The organism is Streptococcus respiraculi, assembly GCF_003595525.1.
Taxonomy (GTDB): Bacteria; Bacillota; Bacilli; order Lactobacillales; family Streptococcaceae; genus Streptococcus; species Streptococcus respiraculi.
The window spans coordinates 1,415,784-1,433,546 of record NZ_CP022680.1 but is presented as its reverse complement, the minus strand read 5'-3'; the positions used below and the strand labels follow the sequence as shown (position 1 = coordinate 1,433,546).

At 41.7% G+C, this 17,763-nt stretch carries 17 protein-coding genes; 8 read left to right on the top strand and 9 right to left on the bottom strand.

From position 1 onward, the window contains the following. Positions 1-12 precede the first annotated feature (12 nt). The 6 genes from CHF41_RS06980 to yjbM form a co-directional block, all read right to left on the bottom strand. A complete protein-coding gene (locus CHF41_RS06980; RefSeq protein ID WP_119876601.1) occupies positions 13-1,752 on the bottom strand; it encodes an ABC transporter ATP-binding protein in 1,740 nt (579 codons plus the stop codon). Further along, complete coding sequence (locus tag CHF41_RS06975) at positions 1,742-3,475, bottom strand: ABC transporter ATP-binding protein (RefSeq protein ID WP_119877163.1); 1,734 nt, start codon at positions 3,473-3,475, stop codon at positions 1,742-1,744. Before CHF41_RS06975 ends, CHF41_RS06980 begins: the two co-directional genes overlap by 11 nt. A 1-nt stretch (position 3,476) precedes the next feature. Then, positions 3,477-4,472, bottom strand: coding sequence for a phosphate acetyltransferase (gene pta, locus CHF41_RS06970; protein ID WP_119877162.1), 996 nt, complete (start codon positions 4,470-4,472; stop codon positions 3,477-3,479). A 123-nt stretch (positions 4,473-4,595) separates the two neighbouring features. Beyond that, entirely contained in the window at positions 4,596-5,492 is an 897-nt protein-coding gene (locus tag CHF41_RS06965; protein ID WP_119876600.1) for an RluA family pseudouridine synthase, read from the bottom strand. After that, positions 5,492-6,310 (bottom strand): NAD kinase, encoded by an 819-nt coding sequence (locus tag CHF41_RS06960; protein ID WP_119876599.1) that lies wholly within the window; start codon positions 6,308-6,310, stop codon positions 5,492-5,494. The genes CHF41_RS06965 and CHF41_RS06960 overlap by 1 nt, the downstream gene beginning before the upstream one ends. Next, a complete protein-coding gene (gene yjbM, locus CHF41_RS06955; RefSeq protein WP_119876598.1) occupies positions 6,294-6,965 on the bottom strand; it encodes a GTP diphosphokinase in 672 nt (223 codons plus the stop codon). The genes CHF41_RS06960 and yjbM overlap by 17 nt, the downstream gene beginning before the upstream one ends. An 82-nt stretch (positions 6,966-7,047) precedes the next feature. Here yjbM and CHF41_RS06950 point away from each other — a divergent pair, with 82 nt between their 5' ends. The 7 genes from CHF41_RS06950 to CHF41_RS06920 all read left to right on the top strand — a co-directional run bounded on the left by CHF41_RS06950 (position 7,048) and on the right by CHF41_RS06920 (position 11,833). Then, a complete protein-coding gene (locus CHF41_RS06950; RefSeq protein WP_119876597.1) occupies positions 7,048-7,626 on the top strand; it encodes a CYTH domain-containing protein in 579 nt (192 codons plus the stop codon). 92 nt (positions 7,627-7,718) lie between these two features. Next, on the top strand, positions 7,719-8,696 hold the full coding sequence (locus CHF41_RS06945) for a ribose-phosphate diphosphokinase (RefSeq protein ID WP_119876596.1): 978 nt from the start codon (positions 7,719-7,721) through the stop codon (positions 8,694-8,696). A 9-nt stretch (positions 8,697-8,705) separates the two neighbouring features. Beyond that, positions 8,706-9,827, top strand: coding sequence for a cysteine desulfurase family protein (locus tag CHF41_RS06940; RefSeq protein ID WP_119876595.1), 1,122 nt, complete (start codon positions 8,706-8,708; stop codon positions 9,825-9,827). Next, positions 9,827-10,180 (top strand): DUF1831 domain-containing protein, encoded by a 354-nt coding sequence (locus CHF41_RS06935; protein WP_119876594.1) that lies wholly within the window; start codon positions 9,827-9,829, stop codon positions 10,178-10,180. The genes CHF41_RS06940 and CHF41_RS06935 overlap by 1 nt, the downstream gene beginning before the upstream one ends. Then, positions 10,177-10,392 (top strand): DUF4649 family protein, encoded by a 216-nt coding sequence (locus tag CHF41_RS06930; protein WP_119876593.1) that lies wholly within the window; start codon positions 10,177-10,179, stop codon positions 10,390-10,392. Before CHF41_RS06935 ends, CHF41_RS06930 begins: the two co-directional genes overlap by 4 nt. A 109-nt stretch (positions 10,393-10,501) precedes the next feature. Beyond that, on the top strand, positions 10,502-11,140 hold the full coding sequence (locus CHF41_RS06925; protein WP_119876592.1) for a redox-sensing transcriptional repressor Rex: 639 nt from the start codon (positions 10,502-10,504) through the stop codon (positions 11,138-11,140). Positions 11,141-11,143: 3 nt separating this feature from the next. After that, positions 11,144-11,833: a gamma-glutamyl-gamma-aminobutyrate hydrolase family protein gene (locus tag CHF41_RS06920; protein WP_119876591.1), complete on the top strand. Its 690-nt coding sequence runs from the start codon at positions 11,144-11,146 to the stop codon at positions 11,831-11,833. Here CHF41_RS06920 and radC read toward each other — a convergent pair. The 3 genes from radC to gyrA all read right to left on the bottom strand — a co-directional run bounded on the left by radC (position 11,830) and on the right by gyrA (position 16,175). Beyond that, positions 11,830-12,510, bottom strand: a complete 681-nt coding sequence (gene radC, locus CHF41_RS06915) for a RadC family protein (RefSeq protein ID WP_119877161.1) — start codon at positions 12,508-12,510, stop codon at positions 11,830-11,832. The genes CHF41_RS06920 and radC overlap by 4 nt on opposite strands. A 449-nt stretch (positions 12,511-12,959) precedes the next feature. Further along, positions 12,960-13,727 (bottom strand): class A sortase, encoded by a 768-nt coding sequence (locus CHF41_RS06905; protein WP_119876589.1) that lies wholly within the window; start codon positions 13,725-13,727, stop codon positions 12,960-12,962. Further along, the gene (gene gyrA / locus CHF41_RS06900) at positions 13,728-16,175 is read right to left on the bottom strand and encodes a DNA gyrase subunit A (RefSeq protein ID WP_119876588.1); all 2,448 of its coding nucleotides are present in this window, start codon (positions 16,173-16,175) and stop codon (positions 13,728-13,730) included. Between the two features lie 190 nt (positions 16,176-16,365). Between gyrA and CHF41_RS06895 the strand changes: the two genes are divergently transcribed. Beyond that, on the top strand, positions 16,366-17,349 hold the full coding sequence (locus CHF41_RS06895; RefSeq protein ID WP_119876587.1) for an L-lactate dehydrogenase: 984 nt from the start codon (positions 16,366-16,368) through the stop codon (positions 17,347-17,349). Positions 17,350-17,763 lie beyond the last annotated feature (414 nt).

Genomic DNA, 17,763 nt, shown 5'->3' with positions numbered 1-17,763 from the left:
CGAATAGAACATTCAGTCTAACTCTTCTACTGTTTGGCTTGTTTGCATTTGGTAATAGACACTTTTTGCTTTCATCAGTTGCTCGTGATTGCCCTGCTCGACGATTTGCCCTGCTACCATTACCAAAATCATATCCGCAGATTGAATCGTAGATAGGCGGTGGGCAATGATAAAGCTGGTCCGACCTTGCATTAGACGTTCAAAAGCCTGCTGGACAAGAATTTCTGTCCGTGTATCAATGGATGAAGTAGCCTCATCCAAAATCAGAATTTTTGGCAGATGTACAAAAACACGCGCAATTGACAGCAACTGCCTTTGTCCTTGAGACAAGGAGGCACCTTCGTCGGTTAATTCTGTATCGTAGCCTTGTGGCAGCTGACGAATGAAAAAATCTGCATTGGCTGCCTTAGCTGCTGCGATTACCATTTCTCGTGTCGCTTCAGGGTAACCATAGGCGATATTATCATGAATGGTTCCTGTTTTTATCCATGTTTCCTGCAATACCATACCGATTTGACGTCTAAAATCCGCCCTGCTGTAGTGTGAAATGGGAACTTCATCCAGTAAAATCTGTCCCTTGTTGACCTCGTAAAAACGCATCAAGAGATTGATAACCGTCGATTTCCCAGCACCGGTTGGTCCCACAATAGCCACTCTTGCACCTGCTGGAACACTGACCGTCAACTGTTCAATCAAGGGTTGGGGAGGATTGTAGGAAAAATCAACCTCTTCAAAGCGAATATGACCGCCTACCTCTTCTTCTATTAGCGGTATCACATCACCATCCTCAACAGACTTCTGTCCTACTATTTCAAAAAGGCGCTCTGCACAGACAAGGGCGCTCTGCAATTCCGACAGGACAGAAGAGATATCATTAAAAGGCTTCGTATACTGGCTGGCATAACTCAAAAAGGTTGTTAGCTCTCCTACCGTAAAATTCCCTGCCATAATCCGCATAGCACCAAGTCCAGCTAGTAAGGCATAAATCAGCGCATTGATAAAGCGTGTCGTGGGGTTGCTAGTAGAAGACGCAAAAATCGCTGACTGCGAATAGCCCGCATAGGCTTGATTGGACTCTTCAAACTGACTGATAAACTGCTCTTGGGCATTAAAGGACTGAATCAGTGGCAACTGACGGATACTTTCTTCCAATAATTTGGTCTGCTGTCCTCGTGATTTGGTCTGCTTTTGATAATAACCGTAGCTTTTTTGGGCAATAAAACGAGCAACAAAGAGCGAAATGGGGGTTAATACGACCACCAAAATCATCATAGTCATATCTAACCTTGCCATACTAAAAATAGTCAGGAAAATCGTCAAGATTCCAATCAAAAATTGACTGAAAATCATGTTCAACCCATTGGTTAGTTGCTCACTGTCACTAGCAATACGAGCGACAATATCTCCGATATTCTGGCGATCCAGATAAGATAAGGGCAGAGCATGAAGTTTCTCATATACCTCCTCGCGTAATTCATTCATCATACGGGAAATCAATTGATTGACTAAAAGCGGTAAGAAGAATTGAATCACCGTATTGATGAGAATTACCAAAGCCATATTCAACAATAACTGGATAAAAAGAGTTGAACTTCCCTCAAACAGCACTGCATCTACTGTCTGACCAATCAGGACCGGTAGATAAACGGATAATAGAACTTGCCCCAGACTTCCCAGTAAAATAGCCACAATACGAATAGGGTGTCGGAATATCCGAGTCAAGAGTTGATTGAAACTTGTCTTAGTTTTCATGAGCTACCTCCTGACCATGTTGAGACTGATTGATTTCCTGATAAATCGCACAAGTCTGAAGTAATTCCTTGTGACGCCCCAGGCCAACCTGGTGTCCTTTATCTAATACCAGAATCTGATCTGCTTGCGAGAGGCTGTTGGTCCGCTGAGAAATCATGATGAGCAATTTATCAGGCAGTTCTCTCTGAATAGCTGTTAATAAGTTTCTTTCCGTCAGATAATCAAGGGCTGAAGTCGCATCATCTAAAATCAGAATTGGTGCATCCTGCAAGAGGGCGCGTGCAATGGTCAAGCGCTGACGCTGACCTCCTGAAAAGTTGCGCCCGAAAGCCTCGACACTTGCTTCCAAACCACCTTTTTCACTGATAAAATCCTTGGCCTGCGCCATGTCCAATGCCCACCACAACTCAACATCTGAAGCCGACCGCCTGCCAAGTAAAAGATTAGAACGCACTGTCCCACTAAAAAGCTGGGCCTGTTGTCCAACTAAGGCAAACTGCTCCCGCCATTCTTTCAAGTTGACTGGCGAGTTATTATTCCATTTAAATATAGAGAGATGTTGGGGCTCTACTGGGTAAAGTCGCAACAACAAATCGACCAAGGTGGATTTTCCTGCACCTGTTCCTCCGATGATACCAAAAAATTCTCCTTTTTTTATCCGAAACGACAAGCCTGTTAAGGCATGTTCAGCCGCTTTCGGATAGACAAAGGACAGATTGTCAACCATCACCGTCCAACCCTCTGACACACTCGAATACTCAAAGGGCCGTTCAACATCTTCTGAATCTTGCTCAAAAATCTCATTCAATCGACCAAGGCTGATAAAACTTTGGTTTAAAGTAGAGATGACCATGACCATTTTCACTAATTCAACCAGAATTTGCGATAAATAATTGAGCAGGGCAACCAACATTCCCTGATTTAAAAATCCCTGATTGATTGCTAGCTTCCCTTGGTAAATCATGACAAGTAAGGTACCATTTACCACTAAAAATGTCGCAGGTGTCAGTAAAGAAGCCCAGAAACCCGCTGTCAATTGCTGGCGGGTATAGGTCTGGTTTAGCTGTTGAAAAGTATTTATTTCCCGCATGCTTTGCCCAAAAGCACGAATGACTCGCATCCCCGCAATACTTTCACGGACCTGACCGACCAAACTATCTAAACTTTGGCGCATAAGCAGGTAGACCTTACTTGCCATGATAGAAACAATGGAAACAATCACGAACAAGAGAGTAATCATGCCTAAAAAATTGAGAGACAAGCGAGGACTGATGTAGAAGGCCATTATCAAAGAGCCAAATACAACAATCGGAGCCCGCAAAAAGAGACGTAAGAAGATATTAATTCCCGACTGAATCTGCAAAGTGTCACTTGACAAGCGCGTCAATAAACTATCACTTGATAAGCTATCGCGACTAGACTTAGGGAGGGACAAGACTTTTTGATAAAGATCCTGAGTCAGTTCCTTGGTGTAGCCTACTGCTGCCTTGGCTGAATAATATTGGGCTGTGAGCGCCACAATGACACCAATTACTGCAAAAAGGACTAATAACAAAATCATAGCAATCAACTGACCGTGATTGCTATGAGGAATAATGTTATCAATAATAAAGGCAATGATGAGAGGGACAGCGAGTTCAAAACAGGCTTCCATAAGTTTGAACAAGGGAGCAAGAATCGCTTCTTTGATGTAGCCCTTCCCATACTTCCTAAATCGTTTTATGCTATTTTTCATTTTCTAGAGCTTGTGCAGCAGTAATAATAGCAAGCTTATAGATATCATCTGCGCTTGATCCACGAGAAAGGTCGTTAACGGGCATGTTCAAGCCTTGTAAAATAGGTCCAATGGCATCAAACATTCCCAAACGTTGGGCAATTTTATATCCGATGTTCCCTGCTTGTAGGTCTGGGAAGACAAAAACATTTGCTTGACCAGCTACATCACTGTCTGGTGCTTTGATAGCTGCTGTTTCTGGTACGAAAGCTGCATCAAATTGCAATTCTCCATCAAGGGCCAAATCTGGAGCCAATTCTTTTGCAATGCGTGTTGCTTCTGCTACCTTATCAACTTGTGGAGCTTTACCACTACCTTTGGTTGAGAAGCTCAACATGGCAACTTTTGGATCAATATCAAAGATACGAGCTGTTTCTGCTGTATTCACCGCAATTTCAGCCAACTCTTGAGCAGCTGGGTCAATGTTAATAGCACAATCTGCAAAAACATAGCGTTCATTCGTATTTTCACGGTTCATCAAGAAGACACCTGATGTACGAGAAATACCTGGTTTTGTTTTAATAATCTGAAGCGCTGGACGAACTGTGTCAGCAGTTGAATGAATCGCACCAGAGACCATTCCGTCAGCCAAGCCCATTTTCACCAACATAACACCGAAATAGTTTACATCGCGAAGCAAACGATCAGCATCTTCCATGGTAGCTTTTCCTTTGCGAACTTCTACAAAGGCTTCCTTCATCGCCTCAAATTCCGCATAATCACTCGGATTGATAATAGTACAATTTGGATCTGCAAATCCGAATTCTGACAAGAGACCGCGCACATCATCAGGATCACCGAGGATAATTGGCTCTACCAAGCCCTCAAATTTCAAACGTGCCGCAGCACGAACTACGCGCTCATCGTTTCCTTCTGGAAAGACAATTTTAACGTGTTGTCCTACAATTTTTTCACGCAAACCACCAAATAGTGAACGAATTCCCATTTTTCTAACCTTTATAGCCATTTCCCTTTTCTTTATTACGTCGTTAACGCGTCTTGCCTAACTCCAGTTATGGCTGCGCCTCGTTACCTAGTAATAAATTCAACAGAAAGGCTATGCATCTTTCTAAAATTTATTTTGCAAATTCATGATAACGCTTTTAAAGTCATTTGTCAAATCGCTTTCACAAATTAACTCTTTCTCTGTAAATGGATTAAAAAATCCAATCCGATGACAATGCAGAGCTTGTCTTTCAATCCCATGCTCCATACTGCCACCATACATATCGTCTCCCAATAAGGGAAAACCGATATGAGAAAAATGCACCCGAATTTGATGCGTTCTGCCCGTATGAAGACGAATATCTACCAGATGGACATTGCCCCAAGACTGGACAATTTCATAAGAAGTGTGGGCATATTTTCCTGTCGAAGTCACACAACGCGTGATAATACTATCTTCTGGTCGCCCAATCGGGGCGATAATATCGCCGCTTTTCTCTAACTTACCTGTACCATATACGAGAGCAAAATAGCGTTTGTGAATCAGCTTTTGCTGCAACTGCTTATCTAGTCTTGCATGGGCATATCCGTGTTTAGCAAAGAGCATGAGACCAGACGTATCACGATCGAGACGGGTTACAATGTGAACTTGCTTATTTTCATAGCCCTGCTCTATGTAATACCCTTTGACAAAATTTGCAATCGTTGACGAATGCAGGACGCTAGGAATCGAGGCAAAACCTGCAGGCTTATTGATAAGCATGAAATGGTCATCTTCATAGACAATATCCAAGGGATGAGAAATCGGCTCTAATCTTCCTGTCAAATCTTCCTCACTTGGAATATCAATTCTCAGATGATCACCAATATTCAGTAGGTAAGTCGCATTCTGCGGCTGTCCGTTGACAATAATGGCACCACCTTCATACTTAATCTTTGCCAGTAAGCCCTTAGAAATATCATGTTTTTTTAAAAAGGTCTTGATTTTAACATGCTGATCCACAATAAACTCAAAGCGCATTACTCCACCTCACCGATGAAGGCATCCTTAACTCGATTCCAGAAACTGGTATGACTAGGTGTCGCTAGAAAATGAATCTTGCTATTGTCAATCTGATACTCAATCTGCTCAATATTATCATAAACAAAAGTCCGATTATCGATCGAAATAGAGTACCTGTCATCGTGTTTTGGTTCAATGACGATTTTGTCCTTTTTAGGAACTACAATCGAAGATCCCAATGTACGATAGACCCGGTTGTTCAAGCTAGCCACTTCTGCAATCTGCAAGGCTTCAATAGTCGGATGCAAAACAGCCCCCCCTAGAGATTTATTATAGGCTGTTGAGCCTGTCGGAGTGGATACTGAAATACCATCACCGCGGAAGCGCTCAAAAGGCACATCGTTGATAAAGATATCTGCCACCATTGTTTTTGATAAGCGTTTGATTGTAGCTTCGTTCAAGGCTCGCATAACAATCTCACGTCCGTTCATCAGCTTGACTCTGACATGTAAAATCGGATAGGACACTCGCGCCCCTGAGTCTAATTTTAAATTCTCAATCAATTTATCCACTTCAAAGTCACGGTAATCCGTATAAAAACCAAGATGCCCCGTGTGGATGCCGACAAATCGCACCCGATCCATAATGGCTTCATACTTATGGAAGGCGGATAAGAGCATACCGTCACCGCCGATTGAAATCACAATATCTGGATTTTTCGGTGTCAAAATAAACTGGGCATCTCTCAATTTGGTCCAAAGTTCATTCATAACAGCTTGACTTTTGGGATTTTTACTGCTGAGCAGAGCGATTCTTTTTCTATCTGTATTCTTCATCTGTATCGTCGCTATTTCCTACTCCGTCATTCAACTTGCGGTGAGCTGGGTCAAACAAAGCCTGAGCTTCTTGAATATCGTCTCGGATTTTGCGCATCTCCTCATCTAATTGATAAGCAATCTTGGCTGTAATTTCCAAGCGTTGCCTAATTTCTTCTGGAAAATTCCCCTTATATTTGTAATTTAAGGAATGTTCAATCGTTGCCCAAAAATTCATGGACAAGGTGCGAATTTGAATCTCAGCCAGTACCGTTTCATTTCCATTTATCGTATCAACTGGATACTCAATCACCACGTGGTAGGAACGATAGCCTGACGATTTCATATTATTGATATAATCCCGTTCATGAACAATCTGCATATCTTTTCGTTTTCTAAGGATTTCAAGTACTTCTTCCACGTCATCGACAAATTGCACCATGACCCGAACTCCTGCTATATCCTGCATATCCTGAGCTAGATTTTCTAGTTGAATATGCCGCAGCGCCATTTTTTCCTTAATCGATTCAATCGGTTTAACACGGCCTGTCACAAACTCAATCGGCGAATGCCTATTTGCTTTTCGATATTGTTTACGGACGCCACGCAGTTTGATTTTTAATTCCCCAACCGCTTGAATATAGGGGTCTAGGAACTCTTCCCAATTCATTTCCATGGTTGCTCCTTTCTTGTCAAATACTTGTTTTTGTAATAGAATAACACAAGAACTATTATACCATACGAAAAGGTTTTATCCTATGAAAAAAAATCATTTAGAAATTGAATACAAGACTTTGCTGACTAAGACAGAATTTGAACGTCTGTTAGCAGATTTTTCCGATGTAACGCCAGTTATCCAGACCAATTATTACATTGATACGCCAGATTTTAGCCTAAGAAAACACCGTCACTCCTTACGTATCCGCACCTTAGAAGACCGAGCGGAGTTGACCTTAAAAATCCCACAGGACATCGGCAATCAAGAATACAATCAAGACTTGACGTTGGAGCAAGCACAAATCATTCTCCAAAAGGTAGAGCTGCCAGAGGGCGATATTTTAAGACTGATTCGACAGACCAAAACAGCCCTTGAAGCCTTGACTGTTTGGGGACAGTTGACCACAAAACGCTATGAAAAAGAGACAACAGTCGGTCTGATGGCTCTCGATGAAAACAGCTATCAAGACCAGAAAGACTATGAGCTAGAAGTCGAGGTCCAAGATGCCGAACAAGGGAAACGAGACTTTGAAGACTATCTGAAACAGCACCACATTTCCTTTAAATATGCCAGCAGCAAGGTTGCCCGAACCGCTGCTACTATAAACAGAACATCCTAACCTTATAAAATTCAAGAAATCCATTTCATTACTGAAAATTTTTAGATTTTCTGATAAAATAGAACTATCGAATAAAAGGAGTATTTCTGATCATGGTTCAACCTTATGGTGATAAACAAATTAAACTGTTTTCTTTGAATTCCAACCGTGCAATTGCTGAAAAAATTGCCGAAGCCTCCGGAATTCCACTTGGGAAAATGACAACTCGCCAATTCTCCGACGGAGAAATCCAAGTCAACATTGAAGAAAGTGTACGTGGAGTTGATGTCTACATCATCCAATCAACTAGCTATCCTGTCAACAATCACCTTTGGGAGTTGTTGATTATGGTGGACGCATGTAAACGTGCCAGTGCACATTCTGTCACAGTTGTGATGCCTTATTTTGGCTATGCTCGTCAGGACCGTACAGCTGCTCCTCGCGAACCAATTACTGCAAAACTCGTTGCCAATATGCTCGTCAAAGCAGGTGTTGATCGTGTACTTTCACTTGATTTGCATGCTGTTCAGGTACAAGGTTTCTTTGACATTCCAGTTGATAACCTCTTTACGGTGCCATTGTTTGCTGAGCATTATATGGAAAAAGGCTTGTGCGGTGAAGATGTCGTCATCGTCAGCCCTAAAAATTCTGGTATCAAACGTGCGCGTAGTCTAGCAGAATATCTCAATTCTCCGATTGCTATTATCGATTACGCTCAAGATGATGCGGATCGTTCAGAAGGCTATATTATCGGGGATGTCGCTGGCAAAACTGCTATTTTAATTGATGATATTTTAAATACTGGTCGTACATTCTCAGAAGCAGCTCGTATCGTCCAAGAAGGTGGGGCAACCGAAATTTATGCGGTTGCAAGTCATGGACTCTTTGCAGGAACGGCCGCTGAACTCTTAGATCAGGCACCGATTAAGGAAGTTCTTGTGACAGACTCCGTAGCCAGCAAAGAACAATTACCAAAAAATATTGCTTTTATCACCGCTAGTGGCTTGATTGCTGACGCAATCATCCGTATTCACGAACGTCGCCCAGTCAGCCCACTCTTTAACTTTACCAATCCCAATAAAGATAACTAGGAGTTTTCTTTGATTTATTTAGACCATGCAGCAACCACATCACTGTCTGATGCTGCCCTTCAAACCTTTATGGATATTTCAAAAGAATACTATGGCAATCCCTCTAGTATTCACTGGGCAGGCAGAAAGGCAAATGCTATTTTACGCCAAGCTAGGACAGACATTGCTCAGATTCTTGCAACTAGGCCAGAATCGATTATCTTTACTTCAGGCGGATCAGAGGCAGATACCCTAGCCATTCAGGGCTATGCTCTTGCTCATCAACATAAGGGCAAACACTTGATAACAACTGCTATTGAACATCACGCTGTTCTCCATACAATGGAGTATTTAACAGAACGATTCGGGTTTGAAGTGACTTATATTGAGCCTGTCAATCAAGTGATTTCTGCTCAGCAGATTAAGGAAGCCTTGCGTCCAGACACCATTTTGGTCAGTGTCATGTATGCTAATAATGAAACTGGACTGCTACTTCCTATTCGAGAAATTGGAGAAATTATCACAAATCACCAGGCTGTTTTTCATGTGGATGCTGTCCAAGCGATTGGAAAAGTACCTATCTCACCTGAAGAACTACACATTGATTTCCTCTCTGCTGCTGCTCACAAGTTTCATGGTCCAAAAGGTGTCGGTTTCCTCTACAGCCGGATTCCCAACTTTGATTCACTCATCCACGGAGGACGGCAAGAAGACCAACACCGAGCAGGGACAGAAAATCTTGCAGGAATTGCTGCTATGGCAAGCGCTTTAAAAGAACAGACTACACAACTAGATCAGCATTTCCAGACCGTGACTGATTTAAAGAACTATTTATTAGAGAACTTGAAACCCATTGACCACTATCTCAATGAAACAGATCCTAGTTTGCCTTATGTGGTTAATATTGGCTTTCCTAATCAGCTCAACGAACAGCTTCTCATGCGACTAGACCTCGCAGGAATTGCTGTTTCAAGCGGTTCTGCTTGTACAGCAGGTGTCATTCAAAATAGTCATGTCCTTGAAGCCCTATATGGTCAAGATTCGCATCGACTAAAAGAATCCATTCGGATTAGCTTTTCACCTGAAAATACCAAGGAGGAACTTGACTTCCTCGTACAACAATTACATCAAATCATCGGAGGCACTCACTAATGGCTTTTGCAACATCTGTAACGCTAAAAAATTGTGACTATACCTACTCTATCAGTCCAGCAATTAAAAAATACACTTTGCGCGACAACACGTTTGAACAAACTCATGTCGGTAACTATCAATTGACCCGCATGTTGGAAGAAATTCCAAATTCCAACCAAGGATTCCTCCTCAAAATTATTATCAATAAAGACTTGACTGGTTTTAAAATCAACATAACAGATAAGTCAGGTTTACACTTGGTAGATATTTTTAAGGCCGGCGGAAATGCGGTTATTCAAGAGAAATTTTATTTCCTCATGGATAGTTTAGTTGACCGCGATATTTTCACAAAAGAAAGCCAAAAATCATGATTGAATTACGTTATCAAGATTCTTACCAACAAATTCGCTCACAAACTTTTGAGAATTTTGATGCTCTACTGCTTGCCTTCTCGGGTTGCGTGACCATTCCGGATCACCTCAAGGTACTCTCCTTAACTCAAGATGGTAAAGACTTAGGCTATCAAGGATTAATCGGCGACTTGTATCGGTATTTACAAGCCATCAATTCTGTAAACGAGTAGAAAAACAAGAAATTTTCTTGTTTTTTTCTTTTATTTCCAGGGGTAATCTGTTGCTTTTTTCACAAACTTTTACTAAAATAGAATAAATAACCTAAAGGAGTAAAAGATTGTGAAGAACGAAAAAAAATCTGCTATCCCTCGTGCTACTGCCAAACGTTTATCAATCTACTATCGCATCTTCAAACGATTCCATGCTGGAAATATTGAAAAGGCTAGTTCAAAAGAAATTGCTGAAGCTATCGGTATTGATTCTGCTACTGTTCGCCGTGACTTCTCCTACTTTGGTGAACTCGGTCGGCGTGGATTTGGTTATGATGTCAAAAAATTAATGGATTTCTTTGCAGATATCCTAAACGACAATTCGATTACAAACGTCATGCTAATCGGGGTCGGAAATATGGGACGTGCTCTCCTTCATTACCGTTTCCATGAACGCAATAAAATGAAAATCGTCATGGCTTTTGAAGCAGATGGGCATCCAGCAGTCGGTACAATTGATGAAAATGTACCCATTTACGCTATCTCTGAAATTGAAGAAAAAATCAAAGAAGCCAATGCTCAAACTGCTATTTTGACAGTGCCAAGTAGCAAGGCGCAGGAAGTTGCCAACGTTCTTGTAAAAGCGGGTGTCAAAGGAATTTTGAGCTTCTCTCCTGTCAATCTGTCTGTTCCTAAAGATGTTGTCGTTCAATATGTAGATTTGACAAGCGAATTACAGACCCTCCTTTACTTCATGAGAAAGGGTTAACCTATGAAACCCATTATCGGCATTTCGGGCAATGAGTTTAACAATGCTAGCGATGATACAGAGCCACTTTTAGCATATGCTGCTACTAGTTTTGTACAGGCCGTTGAAGATGCTGGTGGCGTTCCGCTAATCCTACCTATCGTATCTCCTGATACTGCAAAAATATACATCAGCATGATTGATAAGCTCATCTTGACTGGTGGGCAGAATGTCCTACCCTACTATTATGGACAAGAAAAGACGATTGATAGTGATAATTACCACGCCAAACGCGACGCCTTTGATCTTGCTCTTATTCGAGAAGCGATAGCGCAGCAAAAACCGATTTTAGGCATCTGTCGTGGAATGCAGCTCTTCAATGTTGCTATGGGGGGAACCTTGCACCAAGCCATTCCCAATCATTGGCAGACGATTGCTGCTAATACTCCTTCTCAGACCATCCAACTAGTAGCTGAGACAGCACTGGCTAGGATTTATGGAGAGCAAGCGCAAGTCAATTCCTTCCACAGACAAGCCTTGGATCAAGTCGCACCTAGTTTACAAGTCATCGGTCAGGCGGCTGATGGAATCATAGAGGCTGTTCTCATGACGGAAAACGTCTCTTTTCTCGGTGTTCAATGGCATCCTGAAATGCTCTACCAAACTTGCCCAAAATCGCAAAAATTGTTCAGATACTTCGTACAAGAATATTAGTCAAGCTGATTTTCCTCGCGTAAGCTATAGTAGCTTGACTTTCCGACAATTAAATGATCTAACAATATGAGTCCTAGCATATCGCAGGACTTTTTTAGTGCCTCTGTAAATGCGATATCATTGCGACTCGGTTGAACAAAACCTGACGGATGATTATGAACAATAATGATGGAGGTTGCCATACATTTAACAGCGTAGTGTAAAATTTCGCGTGGCTCTGCGATACTACGATTGACACTGCCAATAAAAATGGTGCGTTGACTGATAATTTTATTCTGGGTATCTAGATAAATTGCGACTAAATGCTCCTGTTTTTTAGAACCAAATTCTTGAATCATTTTTCTTGCAAGTAACTCGCTACCAACAATTTGTTCCTCGATAAGCAACTCAGACTGATTGATTCTTCTGCCGAGCTCAATCATCGCTTTTATTTCAATCGCCTTAACCTGACCAATTCCTGTTAACTCCTGTAATTCTGCAATGGATAAATCCTTTAGCATAGCAAGGTTGTCAATCTTTGCTAATAGATTATGTGAGACAGCAGAAACAGGTTGTTTTTTTGTACCTGTACGAATAAAAATCGCGAGCAGTTCTTGGTTGCTGAGTCGCTCAGCTCCTACTTCTAATAACCTTTCCCGTGGCAATAAACGTTCCTCTTTAAATGCAATCTTATACATCTGTTCCATTCCTCCTTATCTATTTATTCGCAAAAAAATAATTCATACTCGTCAAAAATCAAAGTCTAACGTCGCTAACTCACCTTGCTTCAACAGTCCAGTGGACTGTTGAAGGTTGGAAATAAAGATTATGCAATAATCCTCCGCTGACATTAGTCCAGTGGACTGTTGAAGGTTGAAAATAAAGATTATGCAATAATCTTCCGCTGACATTAGTCCAGTGGACTGTTGAAGGTTGGAAATAAAGATTATGCAATAATCCTCCGCTGACATTAGTCCAGTGGACTGTTGAAGGTTGGAAATAAAGATTATGCAATAATCCTCCGCTGGCATTAGTCCAGTGGACTGTGGAAGGTAGTCAGATTTTGATTTTTGTAGAGTATCATCCATTATTTCCGCATAATCATTTAGAAATAAAAAAAGAGGTTGAGCCATTTTGGCTCAGCCTCCTATAGTTGAACTTGGTTGTATTTCTTTTCAAAATGCTTCAGAATATCTTTGGAAACTTTCTTATATGGAATACTTGTTTCCAGTTTTCCTTTGACGATTGTTCGCATGGTCGCATCCATATCCGCACATGTCACGAGCGTAATTTCAGTTTGTCCCTCAGTATCATTGATTATCTCAATACTCTCTGGAGAGACAGTCTTCACCTCTGTCACAACGTAGGTGTACACGTTCTGCTTATCGGTTAAGTAAATCTTCATCCCTTCTTTGGCTTTTTCGAGCGGTGCAAAGAGAGCTTCACTGGCGCCAACAATTCCCAAAATATGATGGCTGGCAAGAGCATAGTTGCCCTGCCCCATTTCTTGCGTTTCCTTCATCGTTCCTGCGCCATACATGAGCGAAACATTAGACACACCTTTAAAAATTGGTAAATTGACATTCAAATCAGGAATAGCAATTCCACCAATGACAGGAAGTTCTTGAGCTTCCCACTGTGCCTTTAGGACGGCCTCAGTCGAAATAGAATTTACTTGTTCAAAATCAAATGTTGATTTAGCATTCTTATTTTTTAATAAGTCTTCCTCTGTAAATTGGCTCACCTGATAGCGATTGCTATTCCAGGCAATGACCATGTTGCGAATAGAGGTGTTAAAAATCAATAAGAATGCAATAAACAACAAAGCAACTGTTAAGATTGTTCGTCCAAGCGAAGACTTAAGCTTACTGACACGCTTTCCGTTTTTTCTACTTTCTTTGCTTCGTTTTGCCATCTATTCTTCCTCTGAATCTTTAGAATCTGCAGCGTCTACCAAGGCAAAGGTGACGATACTTGCTTCTTCATCTAGACGCATGACCTTAACTCCCATGGTCGCACGACCAGTTTGGGAGATATTAGCGACACTTGTCCGAATGATGACACCCGTATCGGTAATTACCATGATATCTTCATCACCTGAAATGGTTGTCAATCCTGCTAGGTAACCATTCTTCTCAGCGACTTTAACAGTCTTAATTCCTTTACCACCACGACCTTTAGTTGGATATTCTATCGCAGGCGTGCGTTTTCCGAAACCATTTTCCGTCAACACAAGAACTTCTTGTTCGTCTGAAATGACCGCTGCTCCGACTAGGCAATCTCCTTCACGGAGTTTCATTCCCCGCACACCCGTCGCGATACGACTCATATTGCGGACATCTGTCTCTGTGAAACGAACGGCATAGCCGAATTTAGACCCCATGATAACATCTGTTTGGCCATCTGTCAAGAAAACGTTAATCAATTCATCATCATCTCTCAGATTGAGAGCTTTCAATCCATTCTGACGGATATTGCCAAATTCAGCAACGCTGGTCCTTTTGACAATCCCTTGACGGGTGGTAAAGAAGAGATAGTGGCCTTCTTCTTGCTCCTTGGTCACATTGATTATAGTCTGAATCAACTCATTTTCCTCCAATTTCAAGAGATTGACAACTGGAAGCCCTTTGGCGGTGCGGCCATATTCAGGGATTTCGTACCCTTTCAGACGGTAAACACGCCCTTTGTTGGTAAAGAATAAGAGCCTATCATGGGTGCTAGTTGAAACCAATTCACGGACGAAGTCGTCGTCTTTGACACCTGTTCCCTGAACACCACGACCTCCACGTTTTTGCGCATGGAATTCATCCTGTGCAAGGCGTTTGATGTAGCCTTGATTTGAGAGAGTAATTAAGACATCTGCTTCTTCAATCAAGTCCTCATCTTCTAGAGATAACACTTCTCCGACCATTAGCTCTGTTCGGCGAAGATCCGCGTATTTACGTTTGATTTCTTCTAATTCGTCCTTGATAATCTGTACGACACGTTCTGGCTTTGCCAAAATATCTGCCAAGTCTGCAATCAAGGCAACCAATTCATCGTATTCTGACTGAATCTTGTCGCGTTCCAAACCTGTTAAACGACGAAGGCGCATATCAAGAATGGCTTGGCTTTGGCGTTCTGATAGTTCAAAGCGAGTCATCAACTCAGCCTGCGCAATCGCATCGGTCTCACTATTTCTGATGACCTTGATGACCTCATCAATATGGTCAAGTGCAATCAGTAACCCTTCTAAAATGTGAGCGCGAGCTTCTGCTTTTTCCTTGTCAAATTGTGTACGGCGAGTTACCACTTCTTTTTGGTGCTCTACATAAGCATCTAAAATTTGACGAACTGAGAGAATCTTTGGCACACCATTTTGAATGGCTAGCATATTAAAGCTAAAGTTGGTTTGCAGTTGGGTCAGCTTAAAAAGGTTGTTCAAAATGACATTAGCTGACGCATCACGTCGAACCTCAATGACAAAGCGGACACCTTCACGGTTGGATTCATCACGAACTGCGGTAATCCCGTCAATGCGCTTTTCCTGCACCAAGCGAACAATATGCTCATGAACCTTGGTCTTATTAACCATGTAAGGAAATTCTGTTACAACGATGCGTTCACGTCCATTGCCATACTCTTCGATTTCTGTCCTGGAACGAAGAACAATAGAGCCTTTTCCTGTCTCATAGGCACGGTGAATACCTGATTTTCCCATGACAAGGGCGCCTGTTGGAAAGTCAGGACCAGGCAAGACTTCCATGATATCCCGAGTCGTCGCCTCTGGATTGTCAATAATCAAGTTCACCGCTTCAATCGTTTCACCTAGATTGTGGGGCGGGATATTAGTCGCCATCCCAACGGCAATCCCTGTCGTACCATTGACGAGGAGATTTGGGAAACGAGCTGGTAATACCTCTGGTTCACGCTCACTAGCATCGTAGTTGTCAGCAAAGTTAACGGTATTCTTATTGATATCGCGTAGCATTTCGAGGGCAATTTTGGTCATGCGTGCCTCGGTATACCGCTGTGCGGCTGCTCCGTCTCCATCCATCGAACCAAAGTTTCCATGACCATCTACTAACATGTAACGGTAGCTCCACCATTGCGCCATCCGCACCATTGCCTCATAAATCGCACTGTCACCATGTGGGTGGTATTTACCCATAACATCCCCTGTGATACGGGCTGATTTTTTATGCGGCTTATCTGGTGTAATGCCCAATTCATTCATTCCATACAAAATGCGACGATGAACGGGTTTTAGACCATCTCGTACATCAGGAAGAGCCCGAGCTACGATAACGCTCATTGCATAGTCAATGAAACTGGTCTTCATTTCACTGGTCAGATTTACATCTACTAAATTTTTATCATGCATTAAATCTGTCTCTTTTCTTAGAAAGTATCTACTATATTATAACATATTGTGAAGAAATTTTCTTGTCGAGACGCTATAATGTAAACATTTTCAAAGTGCCTTTCACAAGTGACAAACCCCTTAAAAAGTGCTAGAATGATAAATGGTTGGGACGTATGTCCCCAAATAAAACTAAGGAGATGTTTAGAACATGACTGCAACTAAACAACATAAAAAAGTTATCCTTGTCGGTGATGGTGCCGTAGGTTCTGCATACGCTTATGCACTTGTCAACCAAGGAATTGGTCAAGAATTAGGTATCGTTGATATCAACAAAGACCGCACACAAGGTGATGCAGAAGATTTGAGCCACGCTCTTGCATTCACTTCACCTAAAAAAATCTACTCAGCTGAATATTCTGATGCACACGATGCAGATCTTGTTGTTCTTACAGCAGGTTTACCACAAAAACCAGGTGAAACTCGTCTTCAATTGATTGAGAAAAACCTCCGTATCAACCAACAAATCGTTAGCGAAATCGTTGCTTCTGGCTTCAACGGAATCTTCCTTGTTGCTGCTAACCCTGTTGATATCCTTACTTACTCAACATGGAAATTCTCAGGTTTCCCTAAAGAGCGTGTTATCGGTTCAGGTACCTCTCTTGACTCAGCTCGTTTCCGTCAAGCGCTGGCTGAAAAAATCGGTATCGATGCACGTTCAGTCCATGCCTACATCATGGGTGAGCATGGTGACTCAGAATTTGCGGTATGGTCACATGCAAACGTTGCGGGGGTTAAATTAGAGCGTTGGTTGCAAGATAACCGTGATATTGATGAGCAAGGTCTCGTTGACTTGTTTGTATCTGTTCGTGACGCGGCTTACTCAATCATCAACAAAAAAGGTGCAACTTACTACGGTATCGGTGCTGCACTTGCTCGTATCACAAAAGCTATCTTTGATGATGAAAATGCGGTACTTCCACTTTCTGTTTACCAATCAGGTCAATACGAAGGTGTTGAAGATGTCTTTATCGGACAACCAGCGATTATCGGTGCACACGGTATCGTTCGTCCAGTAAATATCCCATTGAGCGATGCTGAATTGCAAAAAATGCAGGCATCTGCTAAACAATTAAAAGAGATTATGGATGACGCATTTGCTAATCCAGAAATTGCAGCTTCAATTAAAAACTAATCTTACAGAGTTTTGGACAAACCATGATGAGCGCGTCGCACTCACTTCCAAAGGAATGTAGTCTGGAAGATTACGTATAAAAAGTTTTAAAAAGAATAAATGGCTTAGATGAACATTGTCAAGAAATGTTGACTCTAAGCTATTTTATATTGCTTAATTTTTAAGAGAAAGGCTACTAATTGAGTCTTTTCTTAGTCTCTTTTCTATTTGTAATAAAAAAATAAGCCTTGACTAAAAAGTGTCCAGGCTCATTTCTTTTATATAAAGAAGCTAGCGAGAATTTCTACGCTAGCCCTGTTCCCAACATTTCACAATTCTCAACTGTGAAAGCAAGTCAACTTGCGGTGCTGGGAATAAAATAATTCAGTAGATTGTTTTAATTCAAACCTAGAAGTCATAACCACCCGTGAAAAC